This window comes from Streptomyces mutabilis (genome assembly GCF_014649815.1).
GTDB classification, from domain to species: Bacteria; Actinomycetota; Actinomycetes; order Streptomycetales; family Streptomycetaceae; genus Streptomyces; species Streptomyces mutabilis.
The window spans coordinates 847,316-863,281 of sequence record NZ_BMTT01000001.1 but is presented as its reverse complement, the minus strand read 5'-3'; the positions used below and the strand labels follow the sequence as shown (position 1 = coordinate 863,281).

The 15,966-nt window shown below is 72.2% G+C and carries 12 protein-coding genes; 11 read left to right on the top strand and 1 reads right to left on the bottom strand.

Translation table 11 applies throughout. From position 1 onward, the window contains the following. Positions 1–405: 405 nt before the first annotated feature. Complete coding sequence (locus tag IE142_RS03845; protein ID WP_191884354.1) at positions 406–1,821, top strand: NAD-dependent malic enzyme; 1,416 nt, start codon at positions 406–408, stop codon at positions 1,819–1,821. 353 nt (positions 1,822–2,174) lie between these two features. Further along, on the top strand, positions 2,175–2,456 hold the full coding sequence (locus tag IE142_RS03840) for an HU family DNA-binding protein (protein ID WP_043372451.1): 282 nt from the start codon (positions 2,175–2,177) through the stop codon (positions 2,454–2,456). Between the two features lie 188 nt (positions 2,457–2,644). Here IE142_RS03840 and murA read toward each other — a convergent pair whose 3' ends face one another. Beyond that, complete coding sequence (murA, locus tag IE142_RS03835) at positions 2,645–3,991, bottom strand: UDP-N-acetylglucosamine 1-carboxyvinyltransferase (protein WP_100045650.1); 1,347 nt, start codon at positions 3,989–3,991, stop codon at positions 2,645–2,647. A 236-nt stretch (positions 3,992–4,227) separates the two neighbouring features. Here murA and IE142_RS03830 point away from each other — a divergent pair, with 236 nt between their 5' ends. From IE142_RS03830 to IE142_RS03790, 9 genes are all read left to right on the top strand, one after another. Then, the gene (locus IE142_RS03830; RefSeq protein WP_191884353.1) at positions 4,228–4,800 is read left to right on the top strand and encodes a YqgE/AlgH family protein; all 573 of its coding nucleotides are present in this window, start codon (positions 4,228–4,230) and stop codon (positions 4,798–4,800) included. A gap of 30 nt (positions 4,801–4,830) precedes the next feature. Next, positions 4,831–5,115: a DUF3039 domain-containing protein gene (locus IE142_RS03825; protein ID WP_071528725.1), complete on the top strand. Its 285-nt coding sequence runs from the start codon at positions 4,831–4,833 to the stop codon at positions 5,113–5,115. Between the two features lie 198 nt (positions 5,116–5,313). Then, on the top strand, positions 5,314–6,612 hold the full coding sequence (locus IE142_RS03820) for an extracellular solute-binding protein (protein WP_191884352.1): 1,299 nt from the start codon (positions 5,314–5,316) through the stop codon (positions 6,610–6,612). Beyond that, positions 6,609–7,571 carry a carbohydrate ABC transporter permease gene (locus IE142_RS03815; RefSeq protein ID WP_191884351.1) on the top strand — a complete coding sequence of 321 codons (963 nt, stop codon included), beginning with the start codon at positions 6,609–6,611 and terminating at the stop codon, positions 7,569–7,571. The genes IE142_RS03820 and IE142_RS03815 overlap by 4 nt, the downstream gene beginning before the upstream one ends. Next, entirely contained in the window at positions 7,568–8,413 is an 846-nt protein-coding gene (locus IE142_RS03810) for a carbohydrate ABC transporter permease (RefSeq protein WP_191884350.1), read from the top strand. Before IE142_RS03815 ends, IE142_RS03810 begins: the two co-directional genes overlap by 4 nt. A 1-nt stretch (position 8,414) precedes the next feature. Next, complete coding sequence (locus tag IE142_RS03805) at positions 8,415–10,034, top strand: beta-N-acetylhexosaminidase (RefSeq protein ID WP_191884349.1); 1,620 nt, start codon at positions 8,415–8,417, stop codon at positions 10,032–10,034. A gap of 272 nt (positions 10,035–10,306) precedes the next feature. Then, positions 10,307–11,200, top strand: coding sequence for an FAD binding domain-containing protein (locus IE142_RS03800; protein ID WP_191884348.1), 894 nt, complete (start codon positions 10,307–10,309; stop codon positions 11,198–11,200). After that, a complete protein-coding gene (locus IE142_RS03795) occupies positions 11,197–13,539 on the top strand; it encodes a 2Fe-2S iron-sulfur cluster-binding protein (protein ID WP_191884347.1) in 2,343 nt (780 codons plus the stop codon). Before IE142_RS03800 ends, IE142_RS03795 begins: the two co-directional genes overlap by 4 nt. Further along, on the top strand, positions 13,536–15,854 hold the full coding sequence (locus IE142_RS03790) for a xanthine dehydrogenase family protein molybdopterin-binding subunit (protein ID WP_191884346.1): 2,319 nt from the start codon (positions 13,536–13,538) through the stop codon (positions 15,852–15,854). The genes IE142_RS03795 and IE142_RS03790 overlap by 4 nt, the downstream gene beginning before the upstream one ends. Positions 15,855–15,966: the final 112 nt, after the last annotated feature.

Sequence of the window (15,966 nt, the reverse complement as noted above, 5' to 3'; positions counted from 1 at the left end):
CACGAGGGGCCCGCGCCGTCGGACGGCGCGGGCCCCTCGTGTGCGTCTCAGGTGGCACCGGCCCGCCATGCTCGCCTCGCGGCAAGTGGTCGCTCGTAGCGACGAAGGTTGGGCCCGGGGGCTTGGATCGAGCCGGTGCCACGTCCAAGGTAACAAACGATCCCCGCAAGGCAATTCCCGTCCCGCGGGTTCTTTCCCGGACTCGCGCACCGGTGGGGGCACCCCCTTCCCTAGGGGCCCTACTTCTCGTATGGTGGAAGTCGTTTTCCGAAAGTGGCGGCTCCAGGTGTGGACGGCGCGCGAACACAAAGTCCGCAATCCGGGGCGGCTACCACGTACTCGGTGGTAGGTGCGACGATCGGACGGCACAACGCAGTCACACGGTGAAAGCAGAGGAAGTCGGCCATGGCAACGGCGCCCAGCGTCTCCTACTCGATGACGGTCAGGCTGGAGGTGCCCGCCGGCGGAACAGCGGTCTCGCAGCTCACCACGGCGGTCGAGTCCTCCGGCGGCTCCGTCACCGGCCTCGACGTCACGGCGTCCGGCCACGACAAGCTCCGGATCGACGTCACCATCGCCGCCGGCTCGACCTCTCACGCCGACGAAATCGTGGAGCGGCTGCGCGGCATCGAGGGCGTCAGCCTGGGCAAGGTCTCCGACCGTACCTTTCTGATGCACCTCGGCGGCAAGATCGAGATGGCGTCGAAGCACCCCATCCGCAACCGTGACGACCTCTCCATGGTCTACACGCCCGGCGTGGCCCGCGTCTGCATGGCGATCGCCGAGAACCCCGAGGACGCCCGCCGCCTCACCATCAAGCGCAACTCCGTTGCGGTCGTGACGGACGGCTCGGCGGTCCTCGGCCTCGGCAACATCGGCCCGAAGGCCGCGCTGCCGGTGATGGAGGGCAAGGCGGCGCTGTTCAAGCGGTTCGCCGGCATCGACGCCTGGCCGATCTGCCTGGACACCCAGGACACCGACGCGATCGTCGAGATCGTCAAGGCCATCGCCCCCGGCTTCGCCGGCATCAACCTGGAGGACATCTCCGCGCCGCGCTGCTTCGAGATCGAGGCCCGCCTGCGCGAGGCCCTGGACATCCCGGTCTTCCACGACGACCAGCACGGCACCGCCATCGTCGTCCTCGCCGCCCTCACCAACGCCCTGCGCGTGGTGGACAAGCCGATCGAGAACGTACGGGTCGTCATGTCCGGCGCCGGCGCCGCCGGTACGGCCATCCTCAAGCTGCTGCTCGCCGCCGGCGTCAAGAACGCCGTCGTCGCCGACATCCACGGTGTCGTGCACGCCGGCCGCGCCGACCTGGTCGACGCCGCCCCGGAGTCGGCGCTGCGCTGGATCGCCGACAACACCAACCCCGAGGGCCTCACCGGCACCCTGAAGGAAGCCGTGCACGGCGCGGACGTCTTCATCGGCGTCTCGGCCCCCAACGTCCTGGACGGCGACGACGTGGCCGCCATGACGGACGGCGCGATCGTGTTCGCGCTCGCGAACCCCGACCCCGAGGTGGACCCGGCCATCGCCCGCCAGACCGCGGCGGTCGTGGCCACGGGCCGCTCCGACTTCCCGAACCAGATCAACAACGTGCTGGTCTTCCCGGGCGTCTTCCGCGGCCTGCTGGACGCCCAGTCCCGCACGGTCAACACCGAGATGATGCTGGCCGCCGCGCACGCCCTGGCGGACGTGGTGACCGAGGACGAGCTCAACCCGAACTACATCGTCCCGAGCGTCTTCAACGACAAGGTCGCCGGCGCGGTCGCGGGCGCCGTGCGGGAGGCGGCCAAGGCCGCCGGAGTGGTGGCGTAGGTCTCTCCGACGCGGTCGGGCGGCCCGTGTCGCGGTGGTGAGGATCACCTCCGCGGGCCGCCCCGTCGGCGCGTCGCGGGACGGTGGGCCTCGCATCGCCCTCTAGGGTGGCGCAAGGCTCAGGCCCTCTCCATCGTGTGACTCCCAAGGGTGTTCTCACGACTCCTGGGGGTGCCGGATTGGCTTTACCGCCGCAGGTGGAGGCAGGATGCCTCCCTGGGCGCGAGGGTCTGACGACCGACCCGGGTCCGGGGAGTGTCCGAGGCCCCTGGCAGCATCGGCATCGCTGTGCCCATCATGCGGCTCCGCCGCGTGGCACGCCTCAACGGCAAGAAGAACACGGGAGTAACAACATGAACCGCAGTGAGCTGGTGGCCGCGCTGGCCGACCGCGCCGAGGTGACCCGCAAGGACGCCGACGCCGTGCTGGCCGCGTTCGCCGACGTCGTCGGCGACATCGTCTCCAAGGGCGACGAGAAGGTCACCGTCCCCGGCTTCCTGACCTTCGAGCGCACCCACCGTGCCGCTCGCACCGCCCGCAACCCGCAGACCGGCGAGCCGATCCAGATCCCGGCCGGCTACAGCGTCAAGGTCTCCGCGGGCTCCAAGCTCAAGGAAGCCGCCAAGGGCAAGTAAGCGCTCCGCTCCGAGCGCCGGGTGACTGCGCGGCCCCTTCGTCCGGGCTGCGGCCCGTGTGCGGCCGCGGGCCGTGCGTGGCTGGTCGCGCATTCACCCGCGCCCCTTTCAGGGGCGCTCGTCTCAACGCCAGTGGGGCGGTCACCCGGTACCGGGTGACCGCCCCACTGGCGTGTCCGCGAGGGGCGTCAGCCCAGGGCCTTGCCCGGCAGCTCGACCTTCGCGCCGAGCTCCACGAGCTTCTCCATGAAGTTCTCGTAGCCGCGGTTGATCAGGTCGATGCCGTGGACCCGGGAGGTGCCCTGGGCCGCGAGGGCGGCGATCAGGTACGAGAAGCCGCCGCGCAGGTCGGGGATGACCAGGTCGGCGCCCTCCAGCTTGGTCGGGCCGGAGACGACGGCCGAGTGCAGGAAGTTGCGCTGGCCGAAGCGGCAGTCGGAGCCGCCCAGGCACTCGCGGTAGAGCTGGATGTGGGCACCCATCTGGTTGAGCGCGGAGGTGAAGCCGAGCCGGGACTCGTAGACCGTCTCGTGGACGATGGACAGGCCCGTGGCCTGCGTCAGAGCCACCACCAGGGGCTGCTGCCAGTCCGTCTGGAAGCCGGGGTGCACGTCCGTCTCCAGGGCGATGGACTTGAGCCGGCCGCCCGGGTGCCAGAAGCGGATGCCCTCGTCGTCGATCTCGAAGGCGCCGCCCACCTTCCGGAAGGTGTTCAGGAACGTCATCATCGACCGCTGCTGGGCGCCGCGCACGTAGACGTTGCCCTCGGTCGCGAGCGCCGCCGAGGCCCAGGAAGCGGCCTCCAGGCGGTCCGAGAGGGCGCGGTGGGTGTAACCGCCCAGCTCGTCCACGCCCGTGATGCGGATCGTGCGGTCGGTGTCCATGGCGATGATCGCGCCCATCTTCTGCAGGACGCAGATCAGGTCCTCGATCTCCGGCTCCACGGCCGCGTTGGAGAGCTCCGTGACGCCCTCCGCCAGCACCGCCGTCAGCAGCACCTGCTCGGTCGCGCCGACGGACGGGTACGGCAGCCGGATCTTGGTGCCGCGCAGCCGCTGCGGGGCCTCCAGGTACTGGCCGTCCGCACGCTTCTCGATCTTCGCGCCGAACTGCCGCAGCACCTCGAAGTGGAAGTCGATGGGCCGGCCGCCGATGTCGCAGCCGCCCAGGCCCGGGATGAAGGCGTGCCCGAGACGGTGCAGCAGCGGGCCGCAGAACAGGATGGGGATGCGCGACGAACCCGCGTGGGCATCGATGTCGGCGACGTTCGCGCTCTCCACGTGGGAGGGGTCGAGGACCAGCTCGCCGGGCTCCTCACCCGGGCGGACGGTCACCCCGTGCAGCTGCAGCAGCCCGCGCACGACCCGCACGTCGCGGATGTCCGGCACGTTGCGCAGCCGGCTCGGCGCACTGCCCAGCAGGGCGGCCACCATGGCCTTCGGCACGAGGTTCTTCGCACCGCGGACCCGGATCTCGCCCTCCAGCGGGGTCCCGCCGTGGACAAGCAGTACGTCATCAGTGCCGTTGACGGTCATGAATCTCGCGTTCCGTGGGGTTCGGGCAGGGGCCAGAAGGGAAAGGGTAATCGCCTTGTACCCCCGCCGAGTAAGCCCGCGCAGGGTCCGGCAACGTCATGGATTCGTCACAACACGCGGCGTTCACCGGCGCGCACAGGGGGTCACGGTCGCGGAGCCGTGCGCGGGGTGCGTGTTCACCCTCGTGCCCCCGAGTGCCTCCCCATGACAGGGGAACATGCGGGATCATGTCAGGCATGACCGAGGTGTCCTCGCTCACGGGGCGGCTGCTCGTGGCAACGCCCGCCCTGGCGGACCCGAACTTCGAGCGTGCGGTGGTGCTCCTCCTCGACCACGACGAGGAGGGCTCCCTCGGTGTCGTCCTCAACCGTCCCACGCCGGTCGACGTGGGCGACATCCTGGAGGGTTGGGCGGACCTGGCCGGCGAGCCCGGCGTCGTCTTCCAGGGCGGCCCGGTCTCCCTCGACTCGGCGCTCGGCGTCGCCGTGGTCCCCGGCGGGGCGTCCGGTGAGCGGGCGCCGCTGGGCTGGCGCCGGGTGCACGGCGCGATCGGCCTGGTCGACCTGGAGGCGCCGCCGGAGCTGCTGGCGCCGGCCGTGGGCGCCCTGCGGATCTTCGCCGGGTACGCGGGCTGGGGGCCCGGCCAGCTGGAGGACGAGCTGGGGGAGGGGGCCTGGTACGTGGTCGAGTCCGAGCCCGGCGACGTGTCCTGCCCGATCCCGGAGAGACTCTGGCGCGAGGTGCTGCGCCGCCAGCGGGGCGACCTGGCGATGGTGGCGACGTATCCGGACGACCCGTCTCTCAACTGAAGCGTGTGAGCTTCAGTACCCTTGGCGGTTATGAGCACTCTCGAGCCCGAGCGCGGGACTGGTACGGGAACCCTCGTAGAGCCGACGCCACAGGTGTCCCACGGCGACGGCGACCACGAGCGCTTCGCCCATTACGTCCAGAAGGACAAGATCATGGCGAGCGCCCTCGACGGCACCCCCGTCGTGGCGCTGTGCGGCAAGGTCTGGGTGCCGGGCCGTGACCCGAAGAAGTACCCGGTCTGCCCCATGTGCAAGGAGATCTACGAGTCCATGAGCGGCGGCGGGGACGAGGGCAAGGACGGCGGCAAGAAGTAGCGCCCCTGCCCCTTCGAATCTTCCAGACGTCCCGAAGGCCCCCGGAGTGCGCCCGCGCGCACTCCGGGGGCCTTCGCGTTGTCACGAAGTGGTTGAGACCTCTTGTGGACATGTTCATGTAGTCCATAACCTCCTGGATGTTGTGCAGAGCGAAATCGTCATTGCATATGTTGCAACGCACGTCCGGAGGATCACTCCATGAAGCTCGCCCCGCGCCTGGCCGTCCTGCTGGCCGCCGCCGTCGTCACCGCGACCGCCTGCGCCCCCCAGACCTCCGACAACTCCTTCCTTGGCAAGGACGAGAAGAGCGGCACGCTGAGGGTCTGGCTCTTCCAAGAGGTCAACAACAAGCCCAAGGAGAAGGTCGTCGACGCGGTCCTCGCCGGCTTCGAGAAGGTCCACGAGGACACGGAGGTCACCGTCGAGTACATCCCGGTCGAGACCCGCGCCCAGCGCATCAAGGCCGCCTTCAACGACCCCGACAGCGCCCCCGACGTCATCGAGTACGGCAACACGGACACCGCCGGCTACGTGAAGGACGGCGGACTCCTGGACGTCACCGAGGAGTTCGGGGCCTGGGACGAGGCGAAGGACACCGACCCCACCGCCCGCCAGTCGGTCACCGTGAACGGCAAGGTCTACGGCGCCCCGTACTTCGTCGGAGTCCGTGCCCTGTACTACCGGACCGACGTCCTCGGCGAACTCGGCCTGGAGCCCCCCGGGTCGCTGGACGAGCTGGCGTCCACCGCGAAGAGGATCCGGGCCGAAAAGCCCGGTCTCTACGGCATCGCCGTCGGCGGCGCCTACACCTACGGCGCCATGCCCTTCATCTGGGCCAACGGCGGCGACCTCGCCACCGGCAAGGGCGGTTCGTACGCCTCCGCCATCGACGGCGCCGCCGCGCGGAAGGGCATCGAGGCGTACACGTCCCTGTTCGGGGACGACAACTGCCCCGCCGCCAAGTGCGCCGGCATGGGCGGCAACGACACCGTCACGGCGTTCGCCTCCGGCAAGGCGGCCATGGCGATCGTCGGCGACTTCAGCCGCCGGGCCGTGGAGGCGGGCAAGGTCAAGGGCAAGTACGGGGTCGTGCCGCTGCCCGGCGTGCAGCCCGGCTCGATCGCCCCGGCCTTCGCGGGCGGCAACAACATCGGCGTACTCAAGAGCACCTCGCACCGCACTCTGGCCGTGGACCTGATGAAGCGGCTCGCGTCGAAGGAGGCGCAGGGCGAGCTGTTCGACGCGATGGGCTTCCTGCCCACCTACACGGACGTACGGCAACGCGTCGCGGCCGAGGAGCCGTTCGTGAAGCCGTTCGTGGACACCCTGGCGGCGGGCACGAAGTTCGTGCCGGCTTCGGCGGCCTGGGCGACGATCGACTCGTCGCTGGTGCTGCCGACGATGCTCCAGGAGGTGGTGAGCGGCAGGAAGGACGTGGGGGCTGCCGCGGGGGACGCCGCCCGGAAGATGGACGAGGCGTTCGGCTCCACCGGATGAGTGCGCCTTCCGGCTCGGGGGGTGCGGTGCGATTGCGGGTGCGGCGCCGTCGGGGCTTGTCGCGCGGTTCCCCGCGCTCCTCGAGGGGCGCCCTCAGCACCCCTTGGTTGTATCTCGCGCCCGCTCTTGTCGTCCTCGGTGGGCTGCTCGTCTACCCGGTCTACCAGCTCGGGCTGATCTCCTTCCTGGAGTACACGCAGGCGCAGGTCAGCGGTGGGGAGCCGACCACCTTCCAGGGGTTCGGCAACTACGCCGAGCTCTTCGGGGACGCGCAGTTCTGGCGGGTGCTCGTGGCCACCGTCGTGTTCGCGGCGGGGTGTGTGGTGTCGACGCTGGCCGTCGGGTGTGCGCTCGCCGTGCTGCTCACGCGGGTGCGGGCCGTGCCGCGGCTCGTGCTGATGCTCGCGGCGCTGGGCGCCTGGGCGACCCCGGCGGTCACCGGGTCGACGGTCTGGCTGCTGCTGTTCGACCCGGACTTCGGGCCCGTCAACCGGGTGCTCGGCCTCGGTGACCACTCCTGGACGTACGGGCGGTACAGCGCCTTCGCGCTCGTCCTGCTCGAAGTGGTGTGGTGCTCGTTCCCGTTCGTCATGGTGACCGTCTACGCCGGCATCCGCGCGGTGCCGGGTGAGGTGCTGGAAGCCGCCGCGCTCGACGGTGCCTCGCAGTGGCGGATCTGGCGGTCGGTGCTGGCGCCCATGCTGCGGCCCATCCTGGTCGTCGTCACCATCCAGTCGGTCATCTGGGACTTCAAGGTCTTCACCCAGATCTACGTCATGACGAACGGCGGCGGCATCGCCGGCCAGAACCTCGTCCTCAACGTCTACGCCTACCAGAAGGCGTTCGCGTCCTCGCAGTACAGCCTCGGCTCGGCGATCGGCGTCGTGATGCTGCTGATCCTGCTCGCCGTGACACTGGTCCACCTGCGACTGCTGCGCCGCCAGGGGGAGGAGCTGTGAATCTTTCGCGCCTGCGCGTGCGCCGTCCGTGGCGGCTGGCGGCCGAGGCGTCGGCGCTGCTGATCGCCGTCGCAGTGGCCTTCCCGCTGTACTGGATGGTGCTGAGCGCCCTCAAACCGGCCGGGGAGATCGAGTCGAGCGAGCCTCGGCCGTGGACGCTGACCCCTACGCTGGATTCCTTCCGGCGGGTCTTCGGGCAGCAGGAATTCGGTCGCTACTTTCTCAACAGCCTGCTCGTGGCGGGCACCGTCGTGGTCGCCTCGGCGCTGATCGCGTTCCTCGCGGCGACCGCGGTGACGCGTTTCCGGTTCCGTTTCCGGACCACTCTGCTGATCATGTTCCTGATGGCCCAGATGGTGCCCGTCGAAGCCCTCACCATCCCGCTGTTCTTCCTCATGCGGGACTTCGGCCAGCTGAACACGTTGGGTTCGCTGATCCTGCCCCACATCGCCTTCTCACTGCCCTTCGCGATATGGATGCTGCGGGGTTTCGTGAAAGCCGTGCCCCAGGCCCTGGAGGAGGCTGCCTACATCGACGGGGCGAGCCGGACGCGGTTCCTGTGGCAGATCCTTTTCCCGCTGGTCTTTCCGGGGCTGGTCGCCACCAGTGTCTTCTCGTTCATCTCGACCTGGAACGACTTCCTGTTCGCCAAGTCGTTCATCATCAGCGACACCTCCCAGTCGACACTGCCGATGGCGCTGCTGGTCTTCTACAAGCCGGACGATCCCGACTGGGGCGGCGTGATGGCGGCCTCCACCGTGATGACGATCCCGGTGCTGGTCTTCTTCGTCCTCGTGCAACGACGACTCGTCTCCGGCCTCGGCGGAGCGGTGAAGGACTGACATGACGGAAGTGACCGACGTGATTCCCCTGCCACAGCACGCGACGAGCCAGGACGCCTATTTCGATCTCGGCCCGGACACCGGGCTGGTGGCGGACGACGGCGCCGGGCGGACCGAGCGCTGGCTGCGGGCCACGCTGGGCGCGGCCACCGGCCTGCCGCTGGCGCCCGCGACGGGTGGCGGCGGCGACATCCGGCTGTCCCTCGACGGCGGACTCGCCACCGAGGGCTACCGCCTCGACATCGCGCCGACGGGCGTGCACCTCGCCGGCGGTGGTCCGGCGGGCCTCTTCTGGGGCGCCCAGACGCTGCGGCAACTGCTCGGCCCGGACGCCTTCCGGCGCGCCCCGCTGCCCGGGCGCCGCTGGCGGCTGCCGGCGGTGCGGATCCAGGACGCCCCCCGCTTCGGCTGGCGCGGCCTCATGCTGGACGTCGCCCGGCACTTCATGCCCAAGGAAGGCGTCCTGCGTTACCTGGACCTGATGGCTGCCCACAAACTCAACGTCCTGCACTTTCACCTGACGGACGACCAGGGCTGGCGCGTCGAGATCAAGCGCCACCCCCGGCTCACCGAGCACGGCTCCTGGCGCTCGCGAACCAAATTCGGGCACCGCGCCTCGCCCTTGTGGGAGGACAAACCCCACGGCGGCTACTACACCCAGGACGACATCCGGGAGATCGTCGCCTACGCCGCCGAACGCCACATCACCGTCGTCCCGGAAATCGACGTACCGGGCCACTCCCAGGCCGCCATCGCCGCCTATCCGGAACTCGGCAACACCGACGTCGTGGACACCACAGCCCTCGCCGTCTGGGACACCTGGGGCATCTCCCCGAACGTACTCGCCCCCACCGACAACACCCTGCGCTTCTACGAGGGCGTCTTCGAGGAACTCCTGGAACTCTTCCCCTCGGAGTTCGTCCACATCGGCGGCGACGAATGCCCCAAGGACCAGTGGCGGCGCTCCGCCACCGCACAGGCCCGCATCGAGGAATTCGCACTCGCCGACGAGGACGGACTGCAGGCCTGGTTCATCCAGCACTTCGACACCTGGCTCGCCGCACGCGGGCGCCGGCTCATCGGCTGGGACGAGATCCTCGAGGGCGGACTGGCCAAGGGTGCGGCCGTGTCCTCCTGGCGCGGGTACGCGGGCGGGATCGCCGCCGCGCGCGCCGGACACGACGTCGTCATGTGCCCCGAGCAGCAGGTCTACCTGGACCACCGGCAGCACGCGGGCGAGGACGAGCCCGTGCCGATCGGTTTCGTGCGCACCTTGGAGGACGTCTACCGGTTCGAACCGGTCCCGGCGGAGCTGACGCCGAAGGAGGCGGAACACGTGATCGGCACCCAGGCGAACGTGTGGACCGAGGTGATGGAGGACCAGCAGCGCGTGGACTACCAGACGTTCCCGCGGCTCGCCGCGTTCGCCGAGGTGTCCTGGAGCGCCCTGCCGGCCCCGGACGAACGGGACTTCGACGCCTTCGAGCGGCGGATGGCCGCCCACTACCGGCGGCTCGACGCGCTGGGCGTCGCCTACCGGCCGCCCGGCGGTCCACTGCCCTGGCAGCGGCGGCCCGGCGTCCTGGGCCGGCCGATCGACGGGCCGCCGCCGAACAAGTAGGGAAACACCGGAAGGAGTCCCGAAACGTCACCGAAGAGTGGCAACTCCCGGCACGTCACGCCGACCGCGCCCAGCTCCGACACCGGCACGATGTCCGGAGAAGACGTGTGAAAACGGCCCATCTCGCCAATGAGGCGGGCGAATGCCTCCTAGCGGACCCCCGCGTTCGGGCCCTGCGAAGATGTGCCAGAGTTGCCACGTCCGCCCTGTGAGGTCGTACGGTACGGCCACATGGGCGGGACCAGGTGGGACAGCGGGAAGGGGCAGTCGGTTTGACCACGCACGCACCGCAGGCGGCGCAGGCCGTCACGCTGCCCACAACACTGGACGAGGCCGTGGCGGCACTGGCCGCCGTACCCGCCGCCGTGCCGGTCGCGGGCGGCACCGACCTGATGGCCGCGGTCAACTCCGGTCAGCTCAGGCCCGCCGCGCTGGTGGGCCTCGGCCGGATCAGCGAGATCCGCGGCTGGCAGTACCAGGACGGCCACGCCCTGCTCGGCGCGGGACTCACCCACGCCCGCATGGGCCGCCCCGACTTCGCCGCGCTCATCCCGGCGCTCGCCGCCGCCGCGCGCGCCGCCGGACCGCCGCAGATCCGCAACGCCGGCACCCTGGGCGGCAACATCGCCTCGGCCGCCCCCACCGGCGACGCGCTGCCGGTGCTGGCCGCCCTGGAGGCGACACTGATCATCGCGGGCCCGGACGGCGCCCGCCGCGAGATGCCGGTCTCCCACCTGCTGGCCGGCATGGAGATGCTCCGCGCGGGCGAACTCATCGGCTACGTGCGCGTGCCGCTGCTGCACGCCCCGCAGGTCTTCCTGAAGGCGACCGGCCGCACCGGTCCGGGGCGCGCGATGGCCTCCGTCGCGCTCGTCCTCGACCCCGCCCGACGCGGGGTCCGGTGCGCCGTCGGAGCCATCGCGCCGATGCCGCTGCGGCCCCTGGAGGCCGAGCAGTGGGTGGCCTCGCTCATCGACTGGGACAACGGCCGCGCGATCGTCCCGGAGGCGCTGCACGCCTTCGGCGAGTACGTCGCCGCCGCCTGCATCCCCGAAGCGGCCCCGGCGGAGGACGGCTCCGTACCGCAGCTGCCGCCCGCCGTACTGCACCTGCGGCGCACCGTCGCCGCGCTGGCCCGACGAGCACTGGGGAGGGCGCTGTCGTGACCGACGACCAGCACGACGACCGGCACGGACAGGGCACGCCCCCGAGCGGCGGACGTTGGGACCCGCTGCCCCAGGGCGACTACGACGACGGCGCCACCGCCTTCGTGAAACTTCCCGAGGGCGGCGTCGACGCCCTCCTGGCCTCCGACAGCCCGCTCGCCGCGCCCGGGCACGGCTACGTGCCGCCGCAGATCACGGTGACGCCCGCCACCACCGCCGGCACCGACCCGGCGGCCACCGGCACCTGGGCGATGCCGGCCGCACCCGTGGACGGCACGCAGTGGCACACCCCGGACGCCGGTCACGAGCCCGCCGACCCGCAGCAGGGGTACGCCGGGTACCCGCAGCAGGACCCCTACGGCGGGGCGGCACCGTACGACGCGACCGCCGGGTACGGCGACCGGTTCGCCTACCGGCCCGCGGCCACGGGCCAGTGGGACTTCTCCGAGGCCGCGGGCGGCGCCGGGGCGGCGGATCACACGGCGTCCGAGTCCGGCACCTCGCCCGGCCACGACGTGACCGGGCAGTGGTCCATCCCCGTCGCCGACGGCGACCTGCCCGAGGAATCGGGCGAGTTCACCCAGTCGTCGCTGGCCGAGCAGTGGGGCGGCACCGCACCGGCCACCCTGCCCGGTGGCGCCCCCGCGCCCTGGGCGACCCAGTCGGCCGGGCAGCCGTGGGGCGAGCGCACGGAGCAGGCCGTGCCGGACGCCGGGGAGCCGCCGGCCGGGACCACGCCGCCCGCGCCCGGCAACACGGCCGGCCTGTACCCGGGAGCGCCGGCACCGGTCCCGGAAGCCGCGCGCCGGGCACCGGCGGCCGACGACACGGTGACCGATGCGACGGCGGACGAGTTCGGCGGGACCGGGGAGTTCGGCGGGGCGCGGGAGTTCGGCGGGACCGGGGAGTTCGAGGGGGCGCGGGAGTTCGAGGGGTCCGGAGGGTTCCGGGACGCCGAGGAGTTCTACGGCGCCGGTGATTTCCACGAGTCCGGCGAGCACCCGGGCGCCGACGCTTCCCGGGCGGTCGGAGAGGTCCCTGTGGGCGCCGTGGAGGGTTCCCCGGGCACGGGCGGCACTCCTGGCCCGGAAGCGGCGCGGGAGGACGCTGACGCGCCTTCGGGGGGCGTCGTGCCCGGCGCCGGGCGGGAGCAGGCGCCGGAGTCCGGGCGGGAGGCACCGGAGTCCGGGCCGGAGCCGGAACTCCGGTCGGGACAGGGCACGGAAGCCGGGGCGGAGCCGGAAACCGCGGGGGAACCGGAGTCCGCGCGGGAACCCGCGAACGTCCGCGAGCCGGAGGCGGAGCCGGAGCCCGAGCCGGAGCCGGAGGCCGAGCCCGAGCCGGAGGCCGAGCCCGAGCCCGAGCCGGAGCCCGAGCCCGCGGCTGAGCGGGACCCGGAGACGGAACCCGGCGACGACCACCACGCCGACCCGGCCGACCCGAGCACCGACCCGGCGATCCAGAGCACGGACCCGGCGATCCAAAACACCGATCCGGCCGACCCGACCGCCTCGGTCGACGCGACGGCCGCCGGCCAGGAGGAGCCCCCCGCCGGCCAGGAGCAGCTCCCCGCCGGCCAGGAGCAGCTCCCCGCCGGCCAGGAGCAGCCCCCCGCCGACCCCTCCGGCCCCACAGCCCCCTCCGGTGCTCACGAGGAGCACCCCCTCGCCTCGTACGTCCTGCGCGTCAACGGCGCCGACCGGCCCGTCACCGACGCCTGGATCGGCGAGTCCCTGCTGTACGTGCTGCGCGAGCGGCTCGGCCTCGCGGGTGCCAAGGACGGCTGTTCGCAGGGCGAGTGCGGCGCCTGCAACGTGCAGGTCGACGGACGCCTGGTCGCCTCCTGCCTGGTACCGGCCGTCACCGCGGCCGGCAGCGAGGTGCGCACGGTCGAGGGCCTCGCCGCCGACGGGCGGCCGTCGGACGTGCAGCGGGCCCTGGCCCGGCGGGGCGCGGTGCAGTGCGGCTTCTGCGTGCCCGGCATGGCGATGACCGTGCACAACCTCCTGGAGGGCAACCCGGCGCCGACCGAGCTGGAAACCCGGCAGGCGCTGTGCGGCAACCTGTGCCGCTGCTCCGGCTACCGGGGCGTCCTGGAGGCGGTCAAGGAGGTCGTCGCCGAGCGTGAGGCACACGCCGGCGCCGAGACGCCCGAGACGAACGCCGAGGAACCCCGTATCCCGCACCAGGCAGGTCCGGGCGCCGGCGGCGTCAACCCGTCGGCCTTCGAGTCCCACGCCCCGCCGGGGACCCCCGACGCACCCGCGCCGCAGCCCTGGGAACCGCACGACCAGCCCTACGGCGACCAGCCCCACGGCCAGGACGGAGGCCACGCGTGAGCAACGACGCCGCGACTGCGGAGGCCACGGGAGCCACGGAGACGGCTCCCGCCCCCGAGCCGATCCCGCACGGCCTCGGCGCGTCCCTGCCGCCCGCCGACGCCCGCGCCAAGACCGAGGGCACCTTCCCGTACGCCGCCGACCTGTGGGCCGAGGGCCTGCTGTGGGCGGCCGTCCTGCGCTCACCGCACGCGCACGCGCGCATCGTGTCCATCGACACCACCCACGCGCGCGAGATGCCCGGCGTGCGGGCGGTCGTCACGCACGAGGACGTGCCCGGCGCCCCCCTGCACGGACGCGGCTCCCGCGCCGACCGCCCGGTGTTCGCCTCCGACGTCGTGCGCCACCACGGCGAGCCCATCGCCGCCGTCGCCGCCGACCACCCGGACACCGCGCGGATGGCCGCCGCCGCCGTCATCGTCGAGTACGAGGTGCTCCACCCGGTCACCGACCCGGAGCAGGCCTTCGAGGCCGAGCCCCTGCACCCCGACGGCAACCTGATCCGGCACATCCCGCTGCGGCACGGAGACCCGGAGGCGGCCGGCGAGGTCGTCGTCGAGGGCCTGTACCGCATCGGCCGCCAGGACCCGGCGCCCATAGGGGCCGAGGCGGGACTGGCCGTACCGCGCCCGGACGGTGGCGTGGAGCTGTACCTGGCCTCCACCGACCCGCACGGCGACCGCGACACGGCCGCCGACTGCTACGGCCTGTCACCCGAGCAGGTGAAGGTCGTCGTCACCGGGGTGCCCGGCGCCACCGCCGACCGCGAGGACCAGGGCTTCCAGCTGCCGCTCGGCCTGCTCGCGCTGAAGACCGGCTGCCCGGTGAAACTGACCGCCACGCGTGAGGAGTCCTTCCTCGGCCACGTCCACCGCCACCCCACCCTCCTGCGCTACCGCCACCACGCGGACGCCGGAGGCCGGGTGGTGAAGGTCGAGGCGCAGATCCTGCTCGACGCGGGCGCCTACGCCGACACCTCCTCCGACGCGCTGGCCGCCGCGGTCGCCTTCGCCTGCGGCCCGTACGTCGTCCCGAACGCCTTCATCGAGGGGTGGGCGGTCCGCACCAACAACCCGCCCTCCGGCCACGTCCGCGGCGAGGGCGCCATGCAGGTCTGTGCCGCCTACGAGGCGCAGATGGACAAGATCGCCAAGAAGCTCGGCCTGGACCCGGCCGAGGTGCGGCTGCGCAACGTCCTGGCCACCGGCGACGTCCTGCCCACCGGTCAGACGGTCACCTGCCCGGCCCCCGTCGCCGAACTCCTCCAGGCGGTCCGGGACTTCCCGCTTCCCGCCCTCCCCAAGGACACCCCCGAGGACGAGTGGCTGCTGCCCGGCGGCCCCGAGGGCGCGGGCGAACCGGGCGCGGTGCGCCGGGGCGTCGGCTACGGCATCGGCATGGTGCACCTGCTCGGCGCGGAGGGCGCGGACGAGGTCTCCACGGCCACCGTGAAGGTCCAGGACGGCGTGGCGACGGTGCTGTGCGCGGCCGTCGAGACCGGCCAGGGCTTCACCACGCTCGCCCGGCAGATCGTGCAGGAGACGCTGGGCGTCGACGAGGTGCACGTGGCGCCCGTCGACACCGACCAGCCCCCGGCCGGCGCGGGCTGCCGCGGACGCCACACCTGGGTGTCGGGCGGCGCGGTGGAACGGGCGGCCAAGATGGTGCGCACCCAGCTCCTCCAGCCACTGGCGCACCAGTTCGGGATGTCCACCGAGCTGCTCCAGATCGCCGACGGCAAGATCACCTCGTACGACGGCGTGCTGTCGACCACCGTCGCCGAGGCGCTGGACGGCAAGGAACTGTGGGCCACCGCCCAATGCCGCCCGCACCCGACCGAGCCCCTGGACGAGACCGGCCAGGGCGACGCCTTCGTCGGCATGGCCTTCTGCGCGATCCGCGCGGTGGTCGACGTCGACATCGAGATCGGCTCGGTGCGCGTCGTGGAGCTGGCCGTCGCCCAGGACGTCGGCCGGGTCCTGAACCCGGCCCAGCTCACCGCCCGGATCGAGGCGGGCGTCACCCAGGGCGTCGGTATCGCGCTCACGGAGAACCTCCGCACCCCGCGAGGCCTGATCCGCCACCCCGACCTGACCGGTTACGCCCTGCCGACCGCGCTGGACGCCCCCGACATCCGGATCGTGAAGCTCGTCGAGGAGCGGGACGTCGTCGCCCCCTTCGGTGCGAAGGCGGTCAGCGCGGTACCGGTGGTGGCCTCCCCGGCGGCCGTCGCCTCCGCCGTACGCGCCGCCACCGGCCGCCCGGTGAACCGCCTTCCGATCCGGCCGCAGGCCGCGGTGGTGACGGGGAACTGAGCCGCCCGCGCGCGTGAGGCAACGCGCCGGGTGCGGGAGGCGTCCTGTACAGGGACGGGCGCGTCCGGTGTGCCGGGGCATTGTCAGTGGTCGCCCCTAGGCTGTGAAGCAG

What these genes read in the sequence shown, in the direction of transcription:
- IE142_RS03845 (WP_191884354.1), top strand. Translation starts at nt 406, where the DNA reads ATGGCAACGGCGCCCAGCGTCTCCTACTCGATGACGGTCAGGCTGGAG.
- IE142_RS03840 (WP_043372451.1), top strand. Translation starts at nt 2,175, where the DNA reads ATGAACCGCAGTGAGCTGGTGGCCGCGCTGGCCGACCGCGCCGAGGTG.
- murA (WP_100045650.1), bottom strand. Translation starts at nt 3,991, where the DNA reads ATGACCGTCAACGGCACTGATGACGTACTGCTTGTCCACGGCGGGACC.
- IE142_RS03830 (WP_191884353.1), top strand. Translation starts at nt 4,228, where the DNA reads ATGACCGAGGTGTCCTCGCTCACGGGGCGGCTGCTCGTGGCAACGCCC.
- IE142_RS03825 (WP_071528725.1), top strand. Translation starts at nt 4,831, where the DNA reads ATGAGCACTCTCGAGCCCGAGCGCGGGACTGGTACGGGAACCCTCGTA.
- IE142_RS03820 (WP_191884352.1), top strand. Translation starts at nt 5,314, where the DNA reads ATGAAGCTCGCCCCGCGCCTGGCCGTCCTGCTGGCCGCCGCCGTCGTC.
- IE142_RS03815 (WP_191884351.1), top strand. Translation starts at nt 6,609, where the DNA reads ATGAGTGCGCCTTCCGGCTCGGGGGGTGCGGTGCGATTGCGGGTGCGG.
- IE142_RS03805 (WP_191884349.1), top strand. Translation starts at nt 8,415, where the DNA reads ATGACGGAAGTGACCGACGTGATTCCCCTGCCACAGCACGCGACGAGC.